This is a genomic window from Agromyces sp. NPDC029043 (genome assembly GCF_055564615.1).
Window position 1 is genome coordinate 1 of the sequence record NZ_JBVHVX010000009.1, and the last position, 16,787, is coordinate 16,787.

Annotated in this window: 12 protein-coding genes; 6 read left to right on the forward strand and 6 right to left on the reverse strand. The window is 70.7% G+C overall.

The genetic code is table 11. The features are described 5' to 3' along the window. Positions 1-103: 103 nt before the first annotated feature. Complete coding sequence (gene rfbD, locus ACZ4TW_RS12555) at positions 104-952, reverse strand: dTDP-4-dehydrorhamnose reductase (protein WP_465543061.1); 849 nt, start codon at positions 950-952, stop codon at positions 104-106. A gap of 4 nt (positions 953-956) precedes the next feature. After that, positions 957-1,955 carry a dTDP-glucose 4,6-dehydratase gene (gene rfbB / locus ACZ4TW_RS12560; RefSeq protein WP_465543062.1) on the reverse strand — a complete coding sequence of 333 codons (999 nt, stop codon included), beginning with the start codon at positions 1,953-1,955 and terminating at the stop codon, positions 957-959. A 108-nt stretch (positions 1,956-2,063) separates the two neighbouring features. Between rfbB and ACZ4TW_RS12565 the strand changes: the two genes are divergently transcribed. The 4 genes from ACZ4TW_RS12565 to ACZ4TW_RS12580 all read left to right on the forward strand — a co-directional run bounded on the left by ACZ4TW_RS12565 (position 2,064) and on the right by ACZ4TW_RS12580 (position 6,448). Beyond that, entirely contained in the window at positions 2,064-3,875 is a 1,812-nt protein-coding gene (locus ACZ4TW_RS12565) for a DUF8189 domain-containing protein (protein ID WP_465543063.1), read from the forward strand. Positions 3,876-3,918: 43 nt separating this feature from the next. Beyond that, a complete protein-coding gene (locus ACZ4TW_RS12570; protein WP_465543064.1) occupies positions 3,919-4,530 on the forward strand; it encodes a dTDP-4-dehydrorhamnose 3,5-epimerase family protein in 612 nt (203 codons plus the stop codon). A gap of 3 nt (positions 4,531-4,533) precedes the next feature. Then, complete coding sequence (rfbA, locus tag ACZ4TW_RS12575) at positions 4,534-5,397, forward strand: glucose-1-phosphate thymidylyltransferase RfbA (RefSeq protein WP_465543065.1); 864 nt, start codon at positions 4,534-4,536, stop codon at positions 5,395-5,397. A 94-nt stretch (positions 5,398-5,491) separates the two neighbouring features. After that, positions 5,492-6,448 (forward strand): class I SAM-dependent methyltransferase, encoded by a 957-nt coding sequence (locus tag ACZ4TW_RS12580; protein WP_465543066.1) that lies wholly within the window; start codon positions 5,492-5,494, stop codon positions 6,446-6,448. A 31-nt stretch (positions 6,449-6,479) separates the two neighbouring features. Here the strand turns inward: ACZ4TW_RS12580 and ACZ4TW_RS12585 are convergent, their stop codons facing one another. From ACZ4TW_RS12585 to ACZ4TW_RS12595, 3 genes are read right to left on the reverse strand one after another with little or no spacing between them, the layout of a single operon-like run. After that, entirely contained in the window at positions 6,480-7,352 is an 873-nt protein-coding gene (locus ACZ4TW_RS12585; RefSeq protein WP_465543067.1) for a glycosyltransferase family 2 protein, read from the reverse strand. Then, entirely contained in the window at positions 7,349-8,551 is a 1,203-nt protein-coding gene (locus ACZ4TW_RS12590) for an ABC transporter ATP-binding protein (RefSeq protein ID WP_465543068.1), read from the reverse strand. Before ACZ4TW_RS12590 ends, ACZ4TW_RS12585 begins: the two co-directional genes overlap by 4 nt. A gap of 11 nt (positions 8,552-8,562) precedes the next feature. Further along, on the reverse strand, positions 8,563-9,477 hold the full coding sequence (locus ACZ4TW_RS12595; RefSeq protein ID WP_465543069.1) for an ABC transporter permease: 915 nt from the start codon (positions 9,475-9,477) through the stop codon (positions 8,563-8,565). Between the two features lie 187 nt (positions 9,478-9,664). On the opposite strand from ACZ4TW_RS12595, the gene ACZ4TW_RS12600 reads away from it, so the two are divergent. After that, positions 9,665-12,085 (forward strand): hypothetical protein, encoded by a 2,421-nt coding sequence (locus tag ACZ4TW_RS12600; RefSeq protein ID WP_465543070.1) that lies wholly within the window; start codon positions 9,665-9,667, stop codon positions 12,083-12,085. Between the two features lie 129 nt (positions 12,086-12,214). Continuing rightward, a complete protein-coding gene (locus ACZ4TW_RS12605) occupies positions 12,215-13,807 on the forward strand; it encodes a DUF2142 domain-containing protein (protein ID WP_465543071.1) in 1,593 nt (530 codons plus the stop codon). On the opposite strand, the gene ACZ4TW_RS12610 is transcribed toward ACZ4TW_RS12605, so the two are convergent. After that, positions 13,727-16,744 (reverse strand): DUF7402 domain-containing protein, encoded by a 3,018-nt coding sequence (locus ACZ4TW_RS12610; RefSeq protein ID WP_465543072.1) that lies wholly within the window; start codon positions 16,742-16,744, stop codon positions 13,727-13,729. The genes ACZ4TW_RS12605 and ACZ4TW_RS12610 overlap by 81 nt on opposite strands. Between the last annotated feature and the right edge of the window lie 43 nt (positions 16,745-16,787).

Genomic DNA, 16,787 nt, shown 5'->3' on the forward strand with positions numbered 1-16,787 from the left:
CCCCCCCCCCCCCCCCCCCCCCCCCCCCCCCCCCCCCCCCCCCCCCCCCCCCCCCCCCCCCCCCCCCCCCCCCCCCCCCCCCCCCCCCCCCCCCGACCCGGCGTCAGTCCGTGAAGATCCCCCGCCGCACCGCATCGGCGAGCGCGTCGCGCCACGGGCGCATCTCGGGGATGCCCGCGGCCGCCCACGCGTCGTGGCCGAGGACCGAGTAGGAGGGCCGCGGAGCCGGACGGACGAACGACGCGCTGTCGGTCGGCGTGATGCGCTCGGGGTCGAGGCCCGACTCCTCGAGCACGGCGCGCGCGAACTCGTACCAGGTCGCCCGCCCGGAGTTGGTGCCGTGGTAGATGCCGGCGGGCGCGTCGGCGTCGAGGAGCGCCACGATCTGCGCCGCGACGTCGGCCGTCCACGTCGGCTGGCCGAGCTGGTCGTCGACGACGGACCAGGCGTCCTTCGTCTTCGCCAGGTTCAGCATGGTCCGGGCGAAGTTCGGCCCGTGCTCGCCGTACAGCCACGCGGTGCGCACCACGTAGGTGCCGGAGGGATGGGCGGCCAGCGCGAGCTCCTCGCCGGCGGCCTTCGTGCGGCCGTAGGCGTTGATCGGATCGCGGGTCAGGTCCTCTGCGTACGGTTCGTGGGCGTTGCCGTCGAAGACGTAGTCGGTCGAGACCGTCACGAGGCGTGCGCCGGTCTCGGCGCAGGCCGTGGCGAGGTTCGCCGGCCCGGTCGCGTTGACGGCGTACGCCAGGTCTTCGTGCGACTCCGCGTCGTCGACCTTGGTGTAGGCGGCGCAGTTGACCACGGCGTCGTGGCCGCGCACGGCGTCCGCGACCGCCGCGGCATCCGTCACGTCGAGGTCGGCCCGTGCGAGCGCGGTGACCTCGTGACCCGTCAGGGCCGCCTGCAGGTCGCGCCCGAGCATGCCGTTCGCGCCGGTGATGAGCACGCGCATCGGGTCACTGCCCCTGCGCGGCGTACTTGGCCTCGGTCGCGTCCTTCTGCGGCGCCCACCAGCCCTCGTTGTCGCGGTACCAGGCGACCGTGTCGGCGAGGCCCGACTCGAAGTCGGAGAACTCCGGCACCCAGCCGAGCTCGGTGCGAAGCCGGGTCGAGTCGATCGCGTAGCGCAGGTCGTGGCCGGGACGGTCGACGACGTGGTCGTACGCGTCGGCGGGCTGCCCGAGGATGGTGAGGATCAGCTCGACCACGTCCTTGTTGTTGCGCTCGCCGTCGGCGCCGATCAGGTAGGTCTCGCCGATGACGCCCTTCTCGAGGATCGTGAGCACGGCCGAGGAGTGGTCGTTCGCGTGGATCCAGTCGCGGACGTTCTCGCCCTTGCCGTAGAGCTTCGGACGCTCGCCGCGCAGGACGTTGGTGATCTGCCGCGGGATGAACTTCTCGACGTGCTGGTAGGGGCCGTAGTTGTTCGAGCAGTTCGAGATCGTCGCCTTCACCCCGAAGGAGCGGACCCACGCGCGAACGAGCAGGTCGCTGCCCGCCTTCGTCGACGAGTACGGGCTCGACGGGTTGTACGGCGTCTGCTCGGTGAACTTCGCGGGATCGTCGAGCTCGAGGTCGCCGTAGACCTCGTCGGTCGAGATGTGGTGGAAGCGGATGTCGTGCTTCCGCGCGGCCTCGAGCAGCGTGTAGGTGCCGATGATGTTGGTGTCGAGGAACGGCCGCGGGTTCGCCAGCGAGTTGTCGTTGTGGCTCTCGGCCGCGTAGTGCACGACCGCATCGTGCTGGGAGAACAGCTCGTCGACGAGCCCGGCATCGCAGATGTCGCCCTTCACGAACCGGAACCGGTCGTCGGGCAGCCCGTCGAGGGAGGCCAGGTTGCCGGCGTAGGTGAGCTTGTCGAGCACGGTGACCGAGTGGTCGGTGTTCTCGAGCACGTAGTGGACGAAGTTGGAGCCGATGAAGCCGGCACCGCCGGTCACGAGGAGTCTTGACACCCGGCTATCGTAGCGAGCCCGCGCGGGCGGATCCTGAACGGCGTACCCTCGCACCTGAGGGGCGGGCGCCCGCCGGGGCGTCGCGATTCCGCTGCAGGGGGGTGCGGGATGGCTGACCTGGAAGCCGATGGTGCCGGTGGGCGGCACCTCGCGATCGTCGCCCACGAGGACGACGACCTGTTGTTCCTCAGCCCGGAACTCGTCGAGGATCTGCGTTCCGGCCGACCGTGCCTGACCGTCTTCGTGACCGCGGGGGAGGCCGACGGCGACGCGATCAGCCGCGAGCACTACGCGGCCGAGCGGCAGGCGGGGATCCGTGCTGCCTACGCGCACGCGGTCGGCGCGCCCGATGAGTGGACGCGTACCGCGCACCCGGTGGCGGACCGCGAGGTCGAACTCGCCGTGCTGGACGCCGAGCCGACCGTCCGGACGATGTTCCTCTGCCTGCCCGACGGCGGCGACTCGCAGCACCTCCTCGCGGTGCCGAAGCTCTGGGCCGACGTCGACCATGTGGAGTCCACCCTGCTGCCCGACGGCTCCCCGGTCGCGCAGATCTACGACTACCGGCAGGGCGACCTGCTCCGGGTGCTCATCGACATCATGGTCGAGTTCGGGCCGACGATCGTCCGCACCGGCGACTCCGGGTCGGCGACGGACCTGTTCGCCGACCACGTCGACCACGTCGCGGTGGCCTCGTTCGCCCGGCTGGCCACCGACATCCACACGCAGGACGGCGCGCGCGTCACCGTCGTCGAGCATCGCGCCTACAACATCCGCGCCATGCCGAGCAGCCTGTCGCCCGCTCGGAGCGACGAGAAGGCGGAGATCTTCGGCGCGTATCGCGTCCACGACGACAACGCGTTCTCCACACCGCCCGAGTGGCTGGAGCGGTTCTACCGCAAGTGGGAGGTCGGCGGCGCCTGGGCGACGACCGACGACGCGGGCAGGATCCACGCGTTCGCGGTGCAGGGCGGCGCGGTGCGGCACTGGCGGCAGGTCTCGCAGGGCGGAACGTGGACGACGCCGGAGACCCTCGATCGCCTCGACCTCGCGCCCTCACTCGCCGTGGCCAGGCACGCCGACGGACGGCTCGCCGTGTTCGGGGTCCACGCGGACACGCGGGATCTCCACACGAGTGTCGAGCTCGCGCCCGGCGGCGCATTCTCGGAGTGGATCGATCTCGGCAACCACAGCGGCGCCGCGAACAACCTCGCGCCCGCCGTCATGCCGAACGACGACGGCCGGCTGCAGGTCTTCCTCCGCAACTCCGGCACGGGGCTCAGCACGATCTACGAGACGGTCGACGGCTCCTGGTCGGACTGGGTCGACTTCGGGCAGGCGGACCTTCAGGGGACGCCCGCTGCGGTCCTGCGCCCGGACGGGCGCGGATTCGTCGCGATGGCCACTCGAGGGACCGTGCGGACCTGGGCGCAGGCGGTCCCCGACGGAGGCTGGTCGCCGCCGATCGTTCGGAGCGACGAGGGACCCTGCTGCTCACCGAGCCTCGCTCCGGGGCAGGACGATCGACTCCACTGCTTCTACCGCACCGTCGGCGGCGTCGCGCGGTTCATGGTCGAGACGGAGCTCGGCGGCGGCTTCTCGGATCCCGAGGACCTCGGCGGCGACGACGGCGTCGACGTGATCGCCGCCGTGCGGGCCGACGGCGTCGAGGGGCGGGTCTTCGTGGCGCAGCGCACGTTCGACGGCTCGATCCAGGTCGCCTGGCAGGTCGGGCCGAACGACGCCTTCGGCGACTGGACCGACCTCGGCGGCACCACGATCGGCGCCCCCGCCCTGGTCGCCGACGCCGACGGCCTCCCGGTGCTTCTGATGCACGCCGCGGACGGATCGCTGCACGCGGCCGAGCTCACCGGCACGTCCCCGATCACCTGGGGAGACTGGTCGCCCGCGGGAGGATGATCGCTGCGGCGCCCGATCGCGCCGCCCGGTAGGCTTGCCTCTCGTGCAGATCCGTGAACTGAAGATCCCCGACAGCTACGAGGTCACCCCGAAGCAGTTCGGCGACGACCGCGGGGTATTCCTCGAGTGGTACCGGTTCGACCGGCTCGAGGAGGCCGTCGGGCACCGGCTCGAGCTCGCACAGGGCAACACCTCGGTGTCCAAGCGCGGCGTGGTCCGCGGCATCCACTTCGCCGACATCCCGCCGAGCCAGGCCAAGTACGTCACGGCGACCCATGGTGCGGTGCTCGACTTCGTGATCGACATCCGCGTCGGCTCGCCCACGTACGGGCAGTGGGACTCGGTGCTGCTCGACGATGTCGACCGCCGCGCGATCTACATCGCCGAGGGCCTCGGCCACTGCTTCGTGGCCCTGACCGACGACGCCACCGTCAGCTACCTCGTCACCTCGACGTTCAACGCCGAGCGCGAGCACGGCATCAACCCGCTCGACCCCGAGGTCGGCCTGGTGTTCCCGGATGCCGCGGGCGAGCCGCTGCTCTCCCCGAAGGACACCGAGGCGCCGAGCCTCGCCGAGGCCGCGGCATCCGGCCTGCTGCCGACCTGGGACGCGGCGCGTGCCTTCTACGACTCACTGAACACCAGGGGGAACTGACCGATGCGCGGCATCATCCTCGCCGGCGGCTCCGGCACCCGGCTCTGGCCGATCACCAAGGGCATCTCGAAGCAGCTCATGCCCATCTACGACAAGCCGATGATCTACTACCCGCTGTCGACGCTCATGATGGCGGGCATCAACGAGATCCTCGTCATCACCACGCCCGAGTACAACGCGCAGTTCCGCGCGCTGCTCGGCGACGGCAGCGACCTCGGCATCCGGCTCGAGTACGCCGTGCAACCCTCGCCCGACGGCCTCGCGCAGGCCTTCATCATCGGCGAGGAGTTCATCGGCGACGAGAGCGTCGCGCTCGTGCTGGGCGACAACATCTTCCACGGCAGCAGCCTGGGCTCGGCGCTCCGCCAGCACACCGACGTCGACGGCGCCCTGATCTTCGCGTACCAGGTGAGCGATCCCACCGCCTACGGCGTCGTCGAGTTCGACGAGGGCTTCCGGGCGGTCTCGATCGAGGAGAAGCCCGCCGAGCCGAAGAGCGACTACGCCGTCCCCGGCCTGTACTTCTACGACAACCGCGTCGTCGAGATCGCCAAGACGATCGAGCCGAGCGCTCGCGGCGAGCTCGAGATCTCGACCGTGAACGAGCGCTACCTCGAGGAGGGCGCGCTCAGCGTCCAGGTGCTCGACCGCGGCACGGCGTGGCTCGACACCGGGACGTTCGAGTCGATGATGCAGGCCTCGGAATACGTGCGCGTCATCGAGGACCGGCAGGGGTTCAAGATCGGGTGCATCGAGGAGATCGCCTGGCGCGCCGGATGGATCGACGACGAGCAGCTCGCCTCGCTCGCCGCCCCGCTCGTCAAGAGCGGATACGGCGCGTACCTCCGGCGGCTGCTCGGCCGGTAGGGGGCGGCGGATCCGGGCGGATCCGCAGGAATCCGGGCCCCCGCGAGGCGGCCCGGAGCGATAGGCTCATCCGATACGGAGAAGAGGGAGAGCCGTGCCGGAATCGACGATCCACGCCGGTGCCCAGGCGACCGAGGCGAACGCCATGCCGTCACCGCCATGGCTCGGCCCGACGTCGTACTGGCAGCCCGCCCACATCGTCACCTCGGCCTGGCTCGAGCATGCGCCGTTCGCGTTCTGGCTGATCGACGAGCTGCGGCCGCGATCGGTCGTCGAGCTCGGCACGCACGCCGGGTTCTCGTTCTTCGTGTTCGCCGAGGCCGTGCGGCGGCTCCGCCTCGACACGCAGCTCACCGCGCTCGACACGTGGCGTGGCGACGAGCAGTCGGGCTTCTACGACGAGAGCGTGTGGACCAGCGTCCGCGACATCGCCGAGCGCGACTACGCCGGATCCACGCGACTGCTGCGCGGGTACTTCTCGGAGTCCCGCCCGCTCGTCCCCGACGACAGCGTCGACCTGCTCCACATCGACGGACGGCACGGGTACGCGGATGCCCGCGAGGACTACGAGTCCTGGGTCTCCACGGTCCGCGACGGCGGGGTGATCCTGTTCCACGACATCGCCGAGCGCGCTCCCGGCTTCGGGGTGTGGCAGCTCTGGGAGGAACTCGCGGGCGAGCACCCGTCGTTCGCGTTCGAGCACGGCCACGGACTCGGCGTGCTCGGTGTGGGCGAGGTGCGCAGCGACGGACTCGCGTCGATCTTCCAGGCTGACGCCGTGACGGCTCGCGCGGTGCGGTCGACCTACGAGGGGCTCGGGTCGGTCGTCTCGCGGCAGGCCGAGCTCGAGGCGATGCCCGCCGAGGTCGAGTCGTTGCACGCCGTGGTCGACGTGCTCAAGCACCAGGTCGAGGGGTTGACCGAGGATGTCGCTCAGCGCGACGCCGCCCTCGAGGAGGTGCTGACGAGCACGAGCTGGGCCGTGTCGCGACCGGTGCGGGTCCTCGGTGGCCTGCTCCGTCGGAACCGTCCGAGCCGCGACGGTTCCTGACCCGGTTCACCGGAGACGGCACCGGCGCCGGTCAGGCGGTCGAGTGGACGGCCCGGCGCTCGACGAGGCGCGAGCGGAGCCGGAGCCCGGTCAGCAGCACCACGCGGACGGGCCAGAACCACAGGCCGGGGTACTTCTTCCGGATGAAGCGCTCGGCACTCCGGTGATGCGCGCGCACCATGGCGGCGGACTCGCCCGCGGTCGAGTGGCCCCCGGTGTGCGTGACCTCGGCCGCAGGGGTGAACCGGTTCCGCCAACCCGCCCGGCCCAGCCGGTAGCCCAGGTCGACGTCCTCGAAGTACATGAAGAACCCCTCGTCGAAGCCGTGGACCGCCTCGAACGCCGTCCGCCGTACGAGCACGCACGAGCCCGACAGCCATCCGGCGTCGCGCTCGACCTCGGTCGCGGCTCTCGCCTGATACTGGCGAGTCCACGGGTTCGACGGCCACAGGTTCGAGAAGAGGGCGTGCCCCGATCCGGTGCGGATGCTCGGGACCTCCCGCGCGGAGGGATAGACCGAGCCGTCGTCGTTGCGCACGAGCGGACCCACGGCGCCGATGTCGTCTGCGGCCTCGCCCTTCTCGACCAGGCGGTCGATCGCCCCCTCGTGCAGGAGCACGTCGGGGTTCGTGATGAGCACCCAGTCGATCTCGGGGGGCAGCGTTCGCACGGCGGCGTTCACGGCACCGCCATACCCCAGGTTGCCGGGCATCGGCAGGTACGTCGCACCGGCCGCGAGCGTCACCTCGCGCGTCGGGTCGGAGTCGGGGCGGTTGTCGGCGACCACGACGAGCGGCGGCGCGGCGGCCGCGCCCGGCAGGCTGCCGAGCATCGACGCGATCTCGCCCGCGGAGCCGTAGCCCACCGACACGACGGCGACGTTGCGACGGACCGGCGCGCTCATGAGGTGACGGGCGTGACGGCGCCGGATGCCGCGAACTGCACCACGCCCGCACCGTACGGGTCGTCGGCGTAGTCGAGCGTGCCGGCGGGGTCGAGCACGGTGATCGGCGTGCCGCCGCCGTCGGTCGCGCCGGCGCTGATGATCATCCGGTCGACGCCGAAGTTCGTCGACGGAAGCGTGAACTCCACGTCGTAGCGTCCGGGGGCGGTCGGCAGCTCGATGCCGAGGCCCTCGGTGTTCAGCCGGTAGATGGCGTGGCCGAGGGTCGACTGCAGCGTGAACCCGGTGATCCACTCGGTGGGACGGAGCACCTCGGCGTGGATGGTGAGCTTCAGGTCGGTGCCCGGCGTGAGCGGCTCGCTCCCGAGCGGGCGCCCGTCGCCGTGCGACACCGTGACGGACCCGATCTCCACCGCCGGATGATGCGGCTCACCCGTCTCAGCCTCCTCCTCGTGGGCCAGCCGGTCGCGCTCGTAGCCCTCGCGGAGCACCCGGATGCCCGCTCCGACCGCGCCGTCGTGCACCACGCGGCCCGCGTCGAGGACGACCGCGCGCGTGCAGACATCCGCCACCTGCTCGGAGGAGTGGCTCACGAGCACGATCGTGCGGCCCTCGCGCTGGAACTGGCGGATCTTGTTCATGCACTTCAGCTGGAAGGGCTCGTCGCCCACGGCGAGGACCTCGTCGACGAGGAGGAGATCCGGATCGGAGTGCACGGCCACCGCGAAGGCGAGGCGGACGTACATGCCCGAGGAGTAGAACTTGACCTGCGAGTCGATGAACTCGCCGATGCCGGAGAACTCCACGATGTCGTCGAAGACCGCGTCGGTCTCGGCGGTGGACATGCCGAGCAGGGCGGCGTTGAGGTAGACGTTCTCGCGGCCCGACAGGTCGGGATGGAAGCCGGCGCCCAGCTCGAGCAGCGCCGCGACGCGCCCGCGACGGTACACGGCGCCCTCGCTCGGGTCGATGATCCCGCCGATCACCTTCAGGAGCGTGCTCTTGCCCGAGCCGTTGTGGCCGATGAGCCCGACCGTCTCGCCGAGGTGGATGTCGAGCGACACGCCGTCGAGGGCCCGGAACTCCGAGCGCGACTTCGACCGCGACCGCCAGTACAGCACCCGGTCCTTGAGGGACTTGTCCTTGTGCAGGACGAATCGCTTGGAGACGTCGTCGATCCGGACGAGGGGCTCGGTCATGACCTCGGTGCTCATAGTTCCTGCGCGAAGTTGCTCTGGAGGCGGGAGAAGGTGCGCTGCGCCAGGAAGAGCAGGAGCAGGCATACCGCCAGCGCGATCAGCAGCCTCAGCCAGAGGAGGTCGGGCCAGTACTGGGCCGGATCCTCGGACCCGGCGACCCACATGGCCTTCTGCATGCCGAGGACGGCGAGCGTGACCGGGTTGGCGAAGTAGAGCTCCTCGAGCAACGTGCCGCCGATGGCGTCGTGTACGAAGCCGGCGGAGTAGACGATCGGCGAGGCCCAGAACAGGATGAGCAGCAGGATCTCGATGAGATGCTGCACGTCGCGCAGGTACACGTTGAGCGCCGAGAGCACGAGCGCGAGCGCCGTCGCGAAGACGAGGATCAGCAGGATGCTGAGCGGCAGGTAGGCGATGTCGGCGTGCAGTGGTGGCCGCCCGAGTGCGAACGTCGCGACCAGGAGGATCGCGAACTGCACGAGGAAGTTGAAGATCGAGCCGCCCACGGCCGCGAGCGGGAAGATCTCGCGCGGCACGTAGACCTTCTTGACCAGGCCGGCGTTGTTGACCACCGAGTTGGTGCCGGCGGTGATGATCTCGGCATACAGGCTCCACGCGGTCAGGCCGGCGAACACGAAGATGGCGAAATCGGGGATGGATCGCGCCGCACCGAGGAACTGGCCGATCGCGACGTAGTAGATCGCGAGCTGCGCGAGCGGGCGCATGAGCGACCACACGACGCCGAGGCTGCTGTTCTTGTACTTGGCGCGGATCTCACGGCTCGTGAGCCGGGCGAGCAGCTCGCGATGCGCGAACACCTCGGCGATCGAGAGCCATGTGCCGCGGCCGAGCGACGGGTCGCGCCCGATCCGCCGAAGCGGCTCGTCGACCACGCGTGCGCCCTTGGCGCCGCTGGGTTCCGGCATGTCGCAGTCTTTCCGTTCTCGGGGGATTCGTCTGATCCTACCGATTCCCCATCCGAGGATCGGCCGAGAGCCGTGCCGACCGACGCGTCGATCGACCTGTGTCGCTTCCCGGCGTCCGGGCGTCGCTGTCATACCCTGAGCACCGTCGAGCCCCTTCGCGGGACGGGACGACATCGAGGGGGATCGCATGCGGGAGTCGTCGGTGATCGTGCGCGTCGCCCTCATCGTCGGCGCGCTCGTCGCCGCCGTGCTCATGCCCTGGACGGCGCCGCCCGACCGTGCGGATGCCGTCACCGGAGCGGAATGGGACGCCGGGTACATCATCTCCGACGCCCGGTTCTTCGACTCGGGCGCGATGAACGAGGCGCAGGTCCAGTCCTTCCTCGCGGCCAGGCTTCCGTCGTGCGCCGCCGCCAACGGGCAGCCGTGCCTCCGCGACTATCGGGCGACCACGTTCACCCGTGCCGCGGTCGAGCCCGGCCACTGCACGGGGTACGCGGGCGCCGAGAACGAGCCCGCGTCGAGGATCATCGTCAAGGCCGCGCAGGCCTGCCGGATCAATCCCCAGGTGCTGCTCGTCATGTTGCAGAAGGAGCAGGGCCTCGTCACCGCCGGTTCACCGACCGAGCGCCAGTACCGCGTCGCGATGGGCTACGGATGCCCCGACACCGCGGATTGCGATTCCGCCTACTTCGGCTTCTACAACCAGGTGTACCACGCAGCCAGGCAGCTCCGGCAGTACACGAACTACCCGCAGCGCACGTACCGTATCGGCTCGGTCGCCATCCAGTACCACCCGAACACGGCGTGCGGATCGTCCGTCGTGAACATCCGCAACCAGGCCACGGCGAACCTGTACAACTACACGCCCTACCAGCCCAACGCGGCGGCGCTGGCGAACCTCCGCGGGGTCGGCGACGGCTGCTCCGCCTACGGCAACCGCAACTTCTGGGTGACCTTCCACGACTGGTTCGGCGATCCGAGGGGCGGCGGCAGGAATCCGATCGGCAACGTCGAGGTCGTGACCGCCGGTCCGGGCACGGTTCGCGTCGCGGGCTGGGCGCTCGACCCGGACACGACGGATCCCATCGCCGTGCACATCTACGTCGGACCGAACGGCTCGGCCCACACTGCGTCGTTGCAGCGCCCCGACGTCGGCGCCGCATACGGGCTCGGCTCGGCCCACGGATTCGATGCGACGATCCCGGTCGCGGTGTCGGGTCCCCAGGACGTCTGCGTCTACGCGATCAACGTCGGGTCGGGTGCGAACGTCCTGCTCACCTGTTCCCGGGTCGACCTGCTGGCGGGCCCGCCGGTCGGCTCCGTCGACCCGATCGAGGTCGGCGAGGGGACTGTCACGGTGTCGGGCTGGGCACTCGATCCCGACACGACCGGCCCGATCCAGGTGCACGTCTACGTCGGTTCCTCGTCCGTGGCGGCGCAGGCCGACCGACCCGTGGCCCTCGATCCGAAGTACGCGGTGTACGGCGACGCCCACGGGTTCCGGGCGACCCTGCCGGCTCCGCCGGGCTCGACCCGGGTGTGCGTCTACGCCATGAACGCCGGGGCCGGTTCCAACGTCGAGCTCGCCTGCCGAACGGTCGAGGTCATCGGCGAGCTCGGGCGTCCGCCGGTGGGCAACGCCGAGGTCATCGCCGCCGAGAACGGCTCGATCCGCGTGGCCGGCTGGGCGCTCGATCCGGACACCACGCGATCGATCGCCGTCCACGTCTATGTCGGGTCCAACGGCCGCGCCATCGCCGCGGACCGGAGCCGACCCGACATCGCGGCCGCGTACCCCGGCTACGGCGCGGCGCACGGGTTCACCGAGCTGATCACGGTCGCCCCCGGGACGTACGACGTCTGCGCGTACGCCATCAACACGGGTGCGGGCGGCCACACGCTGCTCCGATGCGCGTCCGTGCGCGTGGACGCGGCGATCCCGGAGCTCGGCCGCGTCCCGGTCGGTGCGCTCGAGGACGTGCGCGTCGAGGGAGACGGCGTGGCCTTCACCGGCTGGGCGCTCGATCCCGACACCGCCTCGCCGATCGACGTCCACCTCTACGTCGGCACGAGCGCGACGGCGGTCCGGGCCGACATCGAGCGGACGGACGTCGGCCAGGCGAACCCCGCGTACGGTCCGAACCACGGGTTCCGGGGCAGCGTCGCGGTCGGGCCGGGGACGTACACCGCCTGCGCCTATGCGATCAACACCGGGCCGGGCGGGCATGTGCAACTCGGATGCCGCGAGGTCACCGTTCCGCCGTCGACCGCCCCTGCCTCCGACCTCGGCCGTGCGCCGATCGGCAACCTGGAGCTCGTCGCCGCGGGCAGTCGCTCGGTGCGGGTGGCGGGATGGACCATCGACCCGGACACGGCCGCGTCGACCGCCGTCCACGTCTACGTCGGTTCCTCGGGATTCGCCACGACCGCCGATCGTGAGCGGGCCGACGTCGCCGCTGCGTATCCGGGCTACGGCTCGGCGCACGGCTTCGACTACACGGCCGAGGCGCCACCGGGCGCGCAGCAGGTCTGCGTCTACGCCATCAACACCGGTGCCGGAGGCCACACCCTGATCGCCTGTCGCTCCGTCGACGTTCCGGGGTGACCCCCGCGGCCGGTGCGCGGCGGCCGATGGTGCCGACGGCGTCACGGCAGGCTCGGATCGGGGCGACAGCGGGCTTCGGGGTATGCTCGATCGGTTGTTCGCCCGGATAGACATGGAGACGAGACGGACGTGGAGAAGACGGACCCCGATTCGACGGGCGGCTTCCGCCTCTCCGGACTCGCCGCCGCCGGCATCGTCGCGCTGCTCGCGCTCCTCTCGTTCGGGGCATGGGCGCTGTCGTCGCCGATCGGATCCAGCCCCGACGACCAGTACCACCTGGCCAGCATCTGGTGCGCGACCGGCGAGCAGGACGGCGAGTGCGAGGAGGGCACCGGGGCTGACAACCGCCGGGTGCCGCGCGCCCTCGTGCAGAACTCGATGTGCTACGCCTTCGACTCCGAGCAGAGCGGGGCCTGCCAGGCCTCGGGCGCAGACGACGACAGCATGGTCGTCACCGACGCCGGCAACTTCACGGGCGACTACCCTCCGGTCTTCTACACGACGATGTCGTTGTTCGTCTCCGACCAGTTCGGCCTCGCCGTCCTGTCGATGCGCATGTTCAACGCGCTGGTCTTCGTCGTCGCCGTCGGCGGTCTCGTCGTGCTCACCGCGCGCCGGTTGAAGCCCGTCGTGCTCTGGCCGGTGCTGGCCACGATCGTCCCGCTCGGGATGTTCATCGTGCCCTCGACGAACCCGAGCAGCTGGGCGTACACGTCCGCCGCCATCGTGTTCATCGCGACACTGGGGTACCTGACGGCAGAGGAACGCTGGCGGATGATCGCGCTCGGCGCGATCTCCGCGTTCGGCGTCGTCCTCGGCTCCGGAGCGCGAGCCGATGCGGCGGTGTATGCCGGCGTCGCCATCGCGGGCGCCATCGCGTTGAGCTGGCAGCGGCGACGGGCGTACCTGTGGCGCCTCGTGCTTCCCGCGGTGCTCGTCGCGGTCGCGATCGGCTTCTACCTCTCGACCGGGCAGTCCGAGCTCGCGGGCCGCGGCCTTCGCGGCGAGACCGAGGCGGGTGGCCTGACCCGTACCGTGACCAACCTCCTGCAGGTCCCCGACCTGCTGGCCGGCGCGCTCGGGCGGTGGGGTCTCGGATGGCTCGACACGCCGATGTGGGCCGTCGTCTGGGTGCTCGGCCTGATGGTGTTCGGCGCGACGATCGTGATCGGGATCGGCGTCCTCTCCGTTCGCAAGCTCATCGTGCTGCTCGTGGTCGGCGCCGTGGCGGTCGCGTTGCCGGTGACCATCCTCGTCCGCAGCAACGCCCTCGTCGGGGAGTACGTGCAACCGCGGTACATCCTTCCGGTGCTCGTGATCCTGCTCGCGGTCGCCGTGCTTCCGCTTCGCCATCGCGTGCACCTCACCGTCGCCCAGGCGGTCATGCTCGCGTCCGCGGTCGTCGTCGCGCAGGCGGCGGCGCTGCACGCCGAGCTGCGACGCTACGTCGTCGGCACCGACGCCGTCACCCTGAACCTCGACGCCATCGTCGAATGGTGGTGGGGGGTGCCGTTCTCCCCGAACGCGACGTGGCTCGTCGGGTCGCTCGCCTTCACGGCCGGCGTCGGGCTGCTGACGTGGTGGTTCCTCCGTGCGGACCGCCGGCCGCGGCTCGCTGAGCGTCCGGACGCCCTCGACGGATCAGTGTCCGGCGATGGACCACTCCGCGATCACTCCCGCCCCGTCGGGGCCGAGCAGCACGAGGCTGAGCGAGCTCGCTGACGTCGGCACGGCGAAGCGCACGCTGCCCTCGAGGGCGTCGCCTTCTCCCAGCCGCCCATCGACCCGCAGTCCGTCGGCGCCCGTGGCCCGCGAAGCCGGGTACAGGTTGCCCTCGCCGTCGCGGATCGCGAGCGTTGCGCTGGCGAGATCCACTCGGCCGGTCGTCGCTCGGAGCTCGACCTCGGCGCTGAGCGCGCGCTCCTTCGAGCCCGGTCCGCCCTCGACGGTCGCCATGGAGCTCGGGTGCACGCGGAGCCAGGCTTCGCCCACGGGCAGCGTGATCGCCGTCCCCAACGGGAAGAGGCTCAGCGCCAGGGCCGAACGACCGACGCCGATCGTGGCCTCCGGCGGCACGCCGATCATCTCGCGGGCCTCCTCGGGGGTCGAGCCCGGTGCCGGCTCCTCGGTCTCCGACGCACGCACGATTCCGGTGTAGGGGAGTCCTGCCGCCGCGGCGGTGCGGTTGGCCGACGTGGGATAGCCGATGGCCAGGATCTCGGCGAGGCCGACGTTGGCGGTGGTGCTGCTCACGCTCGTGACGGTGAAGCGGACGCTGGTCGTGCTGCGTGCGCTGAAGTTCACCGTGGTCGCGGCGCCGGCGTTGTCGAGCGCGGGCACGTTGACGACACTGCCGTCGGAGAAGGTGAGCGTGCCTGCGGTGACGCGGTCGTTGGCGTTGGGCCGGTCGTGGAGGCGGATGGAGCTGAGGGTCTGGGGTGCGGTCCAGTTGAGGGTGAGGGTGGTGCCGGCCTTGCCGCCGACGCTGGCCCATTCCCTGGTGGAGTCGCCGGGGTAGCCGTCGACGACGCCGTCGATGGCCTTCTGCGCGGTCTGCCCGGTCGAGGTGTTCTGCGAGCTCGCCGTCACGCTCGCCGATCCCACCACGTTGACCGGCGCGGACGCGGAGGCCGGCGTGGGATATCCGTTGGCCAGGATCTCGGCGAGGCCGACGTTGGCGGTGGTGCTGCTCACGCCGGTCACCGTGAAGCGGACGCTGGTCACGCTCCGTGCACTGAAGTTCACGGTGTTGCCGGCTCCCGCGTTGTCGAGCGAAGGCACGTTGACGGAGCTGCCGTCGGAGAAGGTGAGCGTGCCTGCGGTGACGCGGTCGCTGCTGTTCGGCCGGTCATGCAGGCGGATCGAGCTCAGGGTCTGCGGTGCGGTCCAGTACAGCGTGAGCGTGGTGCCGGCCTTGCCGCCGACGCTCGCCCATTCCTTCGTGGAGTCGCCGGGGTAGCCGTCGACGACGCCGTCGATGGCCTTGACCGCCGTCTGGCCGGTCGAGGTGTTCTGCGAGCTTGCGGTCACGGTCGCCGACCGCGCGACGTTCGTCGGTGTCGGTGTCGGTGTGGGCGTGGGCGTGGGCGTGGGTGTGGGTGTGGGCGTGGGTGTGGGTGTGGGTGTGGGTGTGGGTGTCGGCGTGGGTGTCGGTGTCGGTGTCGGTGTCGGTGTGGGTGTGGGTGTGGGTGTGGGTGTGGGCGTGGGCGTGGGCGTGGGCGTGGGCGTCGCGGTGGGCGTGGGCGTCGGCGTCGATGCGGGGGTGGGGTAGCCGATGGCCAGGATCTCGGCGAGGCCGACGTTGGCGGTGGTGCTGCTCACGCTCGTGACGGTGAAGCGGACGCTGGTCGTGCTGCGTGCGCTGAAGTTCACCGTGGTCGCGGCGCCGGCGTTGTCGAGCGCGGGCACGTTGACGACACTGCCGTCGGAGAAGGTGAGCGTGCCTGCGGTGACGCGGTCGTTGGCGTTGGGCCGGTCGTGGAGGCGGATGGAGCTGAGGGTTTGGGGTGCGGTCCAGTTGAGGGTGAGGGTGGTGCCGGCCTTGCCGCCGACGCTGGCCCATTCCTTCGTGGAGTCGCCGGGGTAGCCGTCGACGACGCCGTCGATGGCCTTCTGCGCGGTCTGCCCGGTCGAGGTGTTCTGGGAGCTCGCCGTCGCCGTCGCCCGGGGAGCGACGTTCCCCGGTGACGTCGGACTCGGGTCCGGCGTCGGCGTCGGTGTGGGCGTGGGCGTGGGATCCGGGTTCGGTGGGGGAATCGGCGTCGGCGCGCCGACGGTGTACTCCCGTTCGAGCCATGCCCCCTCGGGACGTGTCGAGCATTGCGCCGCCGTCGAGCAGGTGCGGTAATCCCACTGCGCGTACGCGAGGAACGCGTCCACCTTCTCGGTACGCTCGTACCCGCTGACGTTGACGGCACGGTACTGGGTGCCGTAGCCCTGGTAGCCGGCGAATCCGTGAGGTGCCCCGTACCGGTCCTCGGCGATGGCCGCAAGGTACGCGACCGTGAGGTGGTCGCTGTGGTCGACGCCGCTCGCGTAGCTCGCGGTGTAGTCGAGCGTGTTGACTGAGTTGGGTCGATACGAGTCCATGAGCGCGACGAGCGTGTCGATCAGCTCGTTCAGCGTGTACGACGCGGTTCCGTCCACCGGGTAGATGCGCGGGTGCGCACCCGCGTAGAGCTTCTGCAGGCTCTCGTAGTCGTTGCGGGCGTACCCGCTCCCATCGATGTTCCCGTCGGGCAGCCTCAGGTACGCGAGTGAGACGTGGGGCGCTCCCTTCAGGGTGTACACGGGAATCGGGTGGCCCGGCACGCCCGCATCACTCCTCGTCCACGAGTCGGCCGCCCACATCATCTCGGCGTACGCGGCCTGCGTCCCCGACTCGCGATCCTCCCAGTAGGCGTCGAACTCACCAGAATCGCCGGCCAGCATGAAGACCGTCCGGACGCAGGTTCCCTCGCGCACCGCATTGAGCAGGGTGGGGCTCTGGAAGAGCAGGTCGTCGTCCGGATGGGCCACGATGTTCATGGTCGCGCCGTTCGGACAGGCGGCCGCCCCGGCGGCCGTGCTCGCGCCGCCGAAGGCGACCGCCGCGCCGAGGAGCGCTGCGAGCGTGATCGTCATCGACGCCGGCGCGAGGCGCCGGATGAAGGAAACCATCGGCCGTCCCCTCCGAAAGGTACGCCGAAGATAACACCGTGGG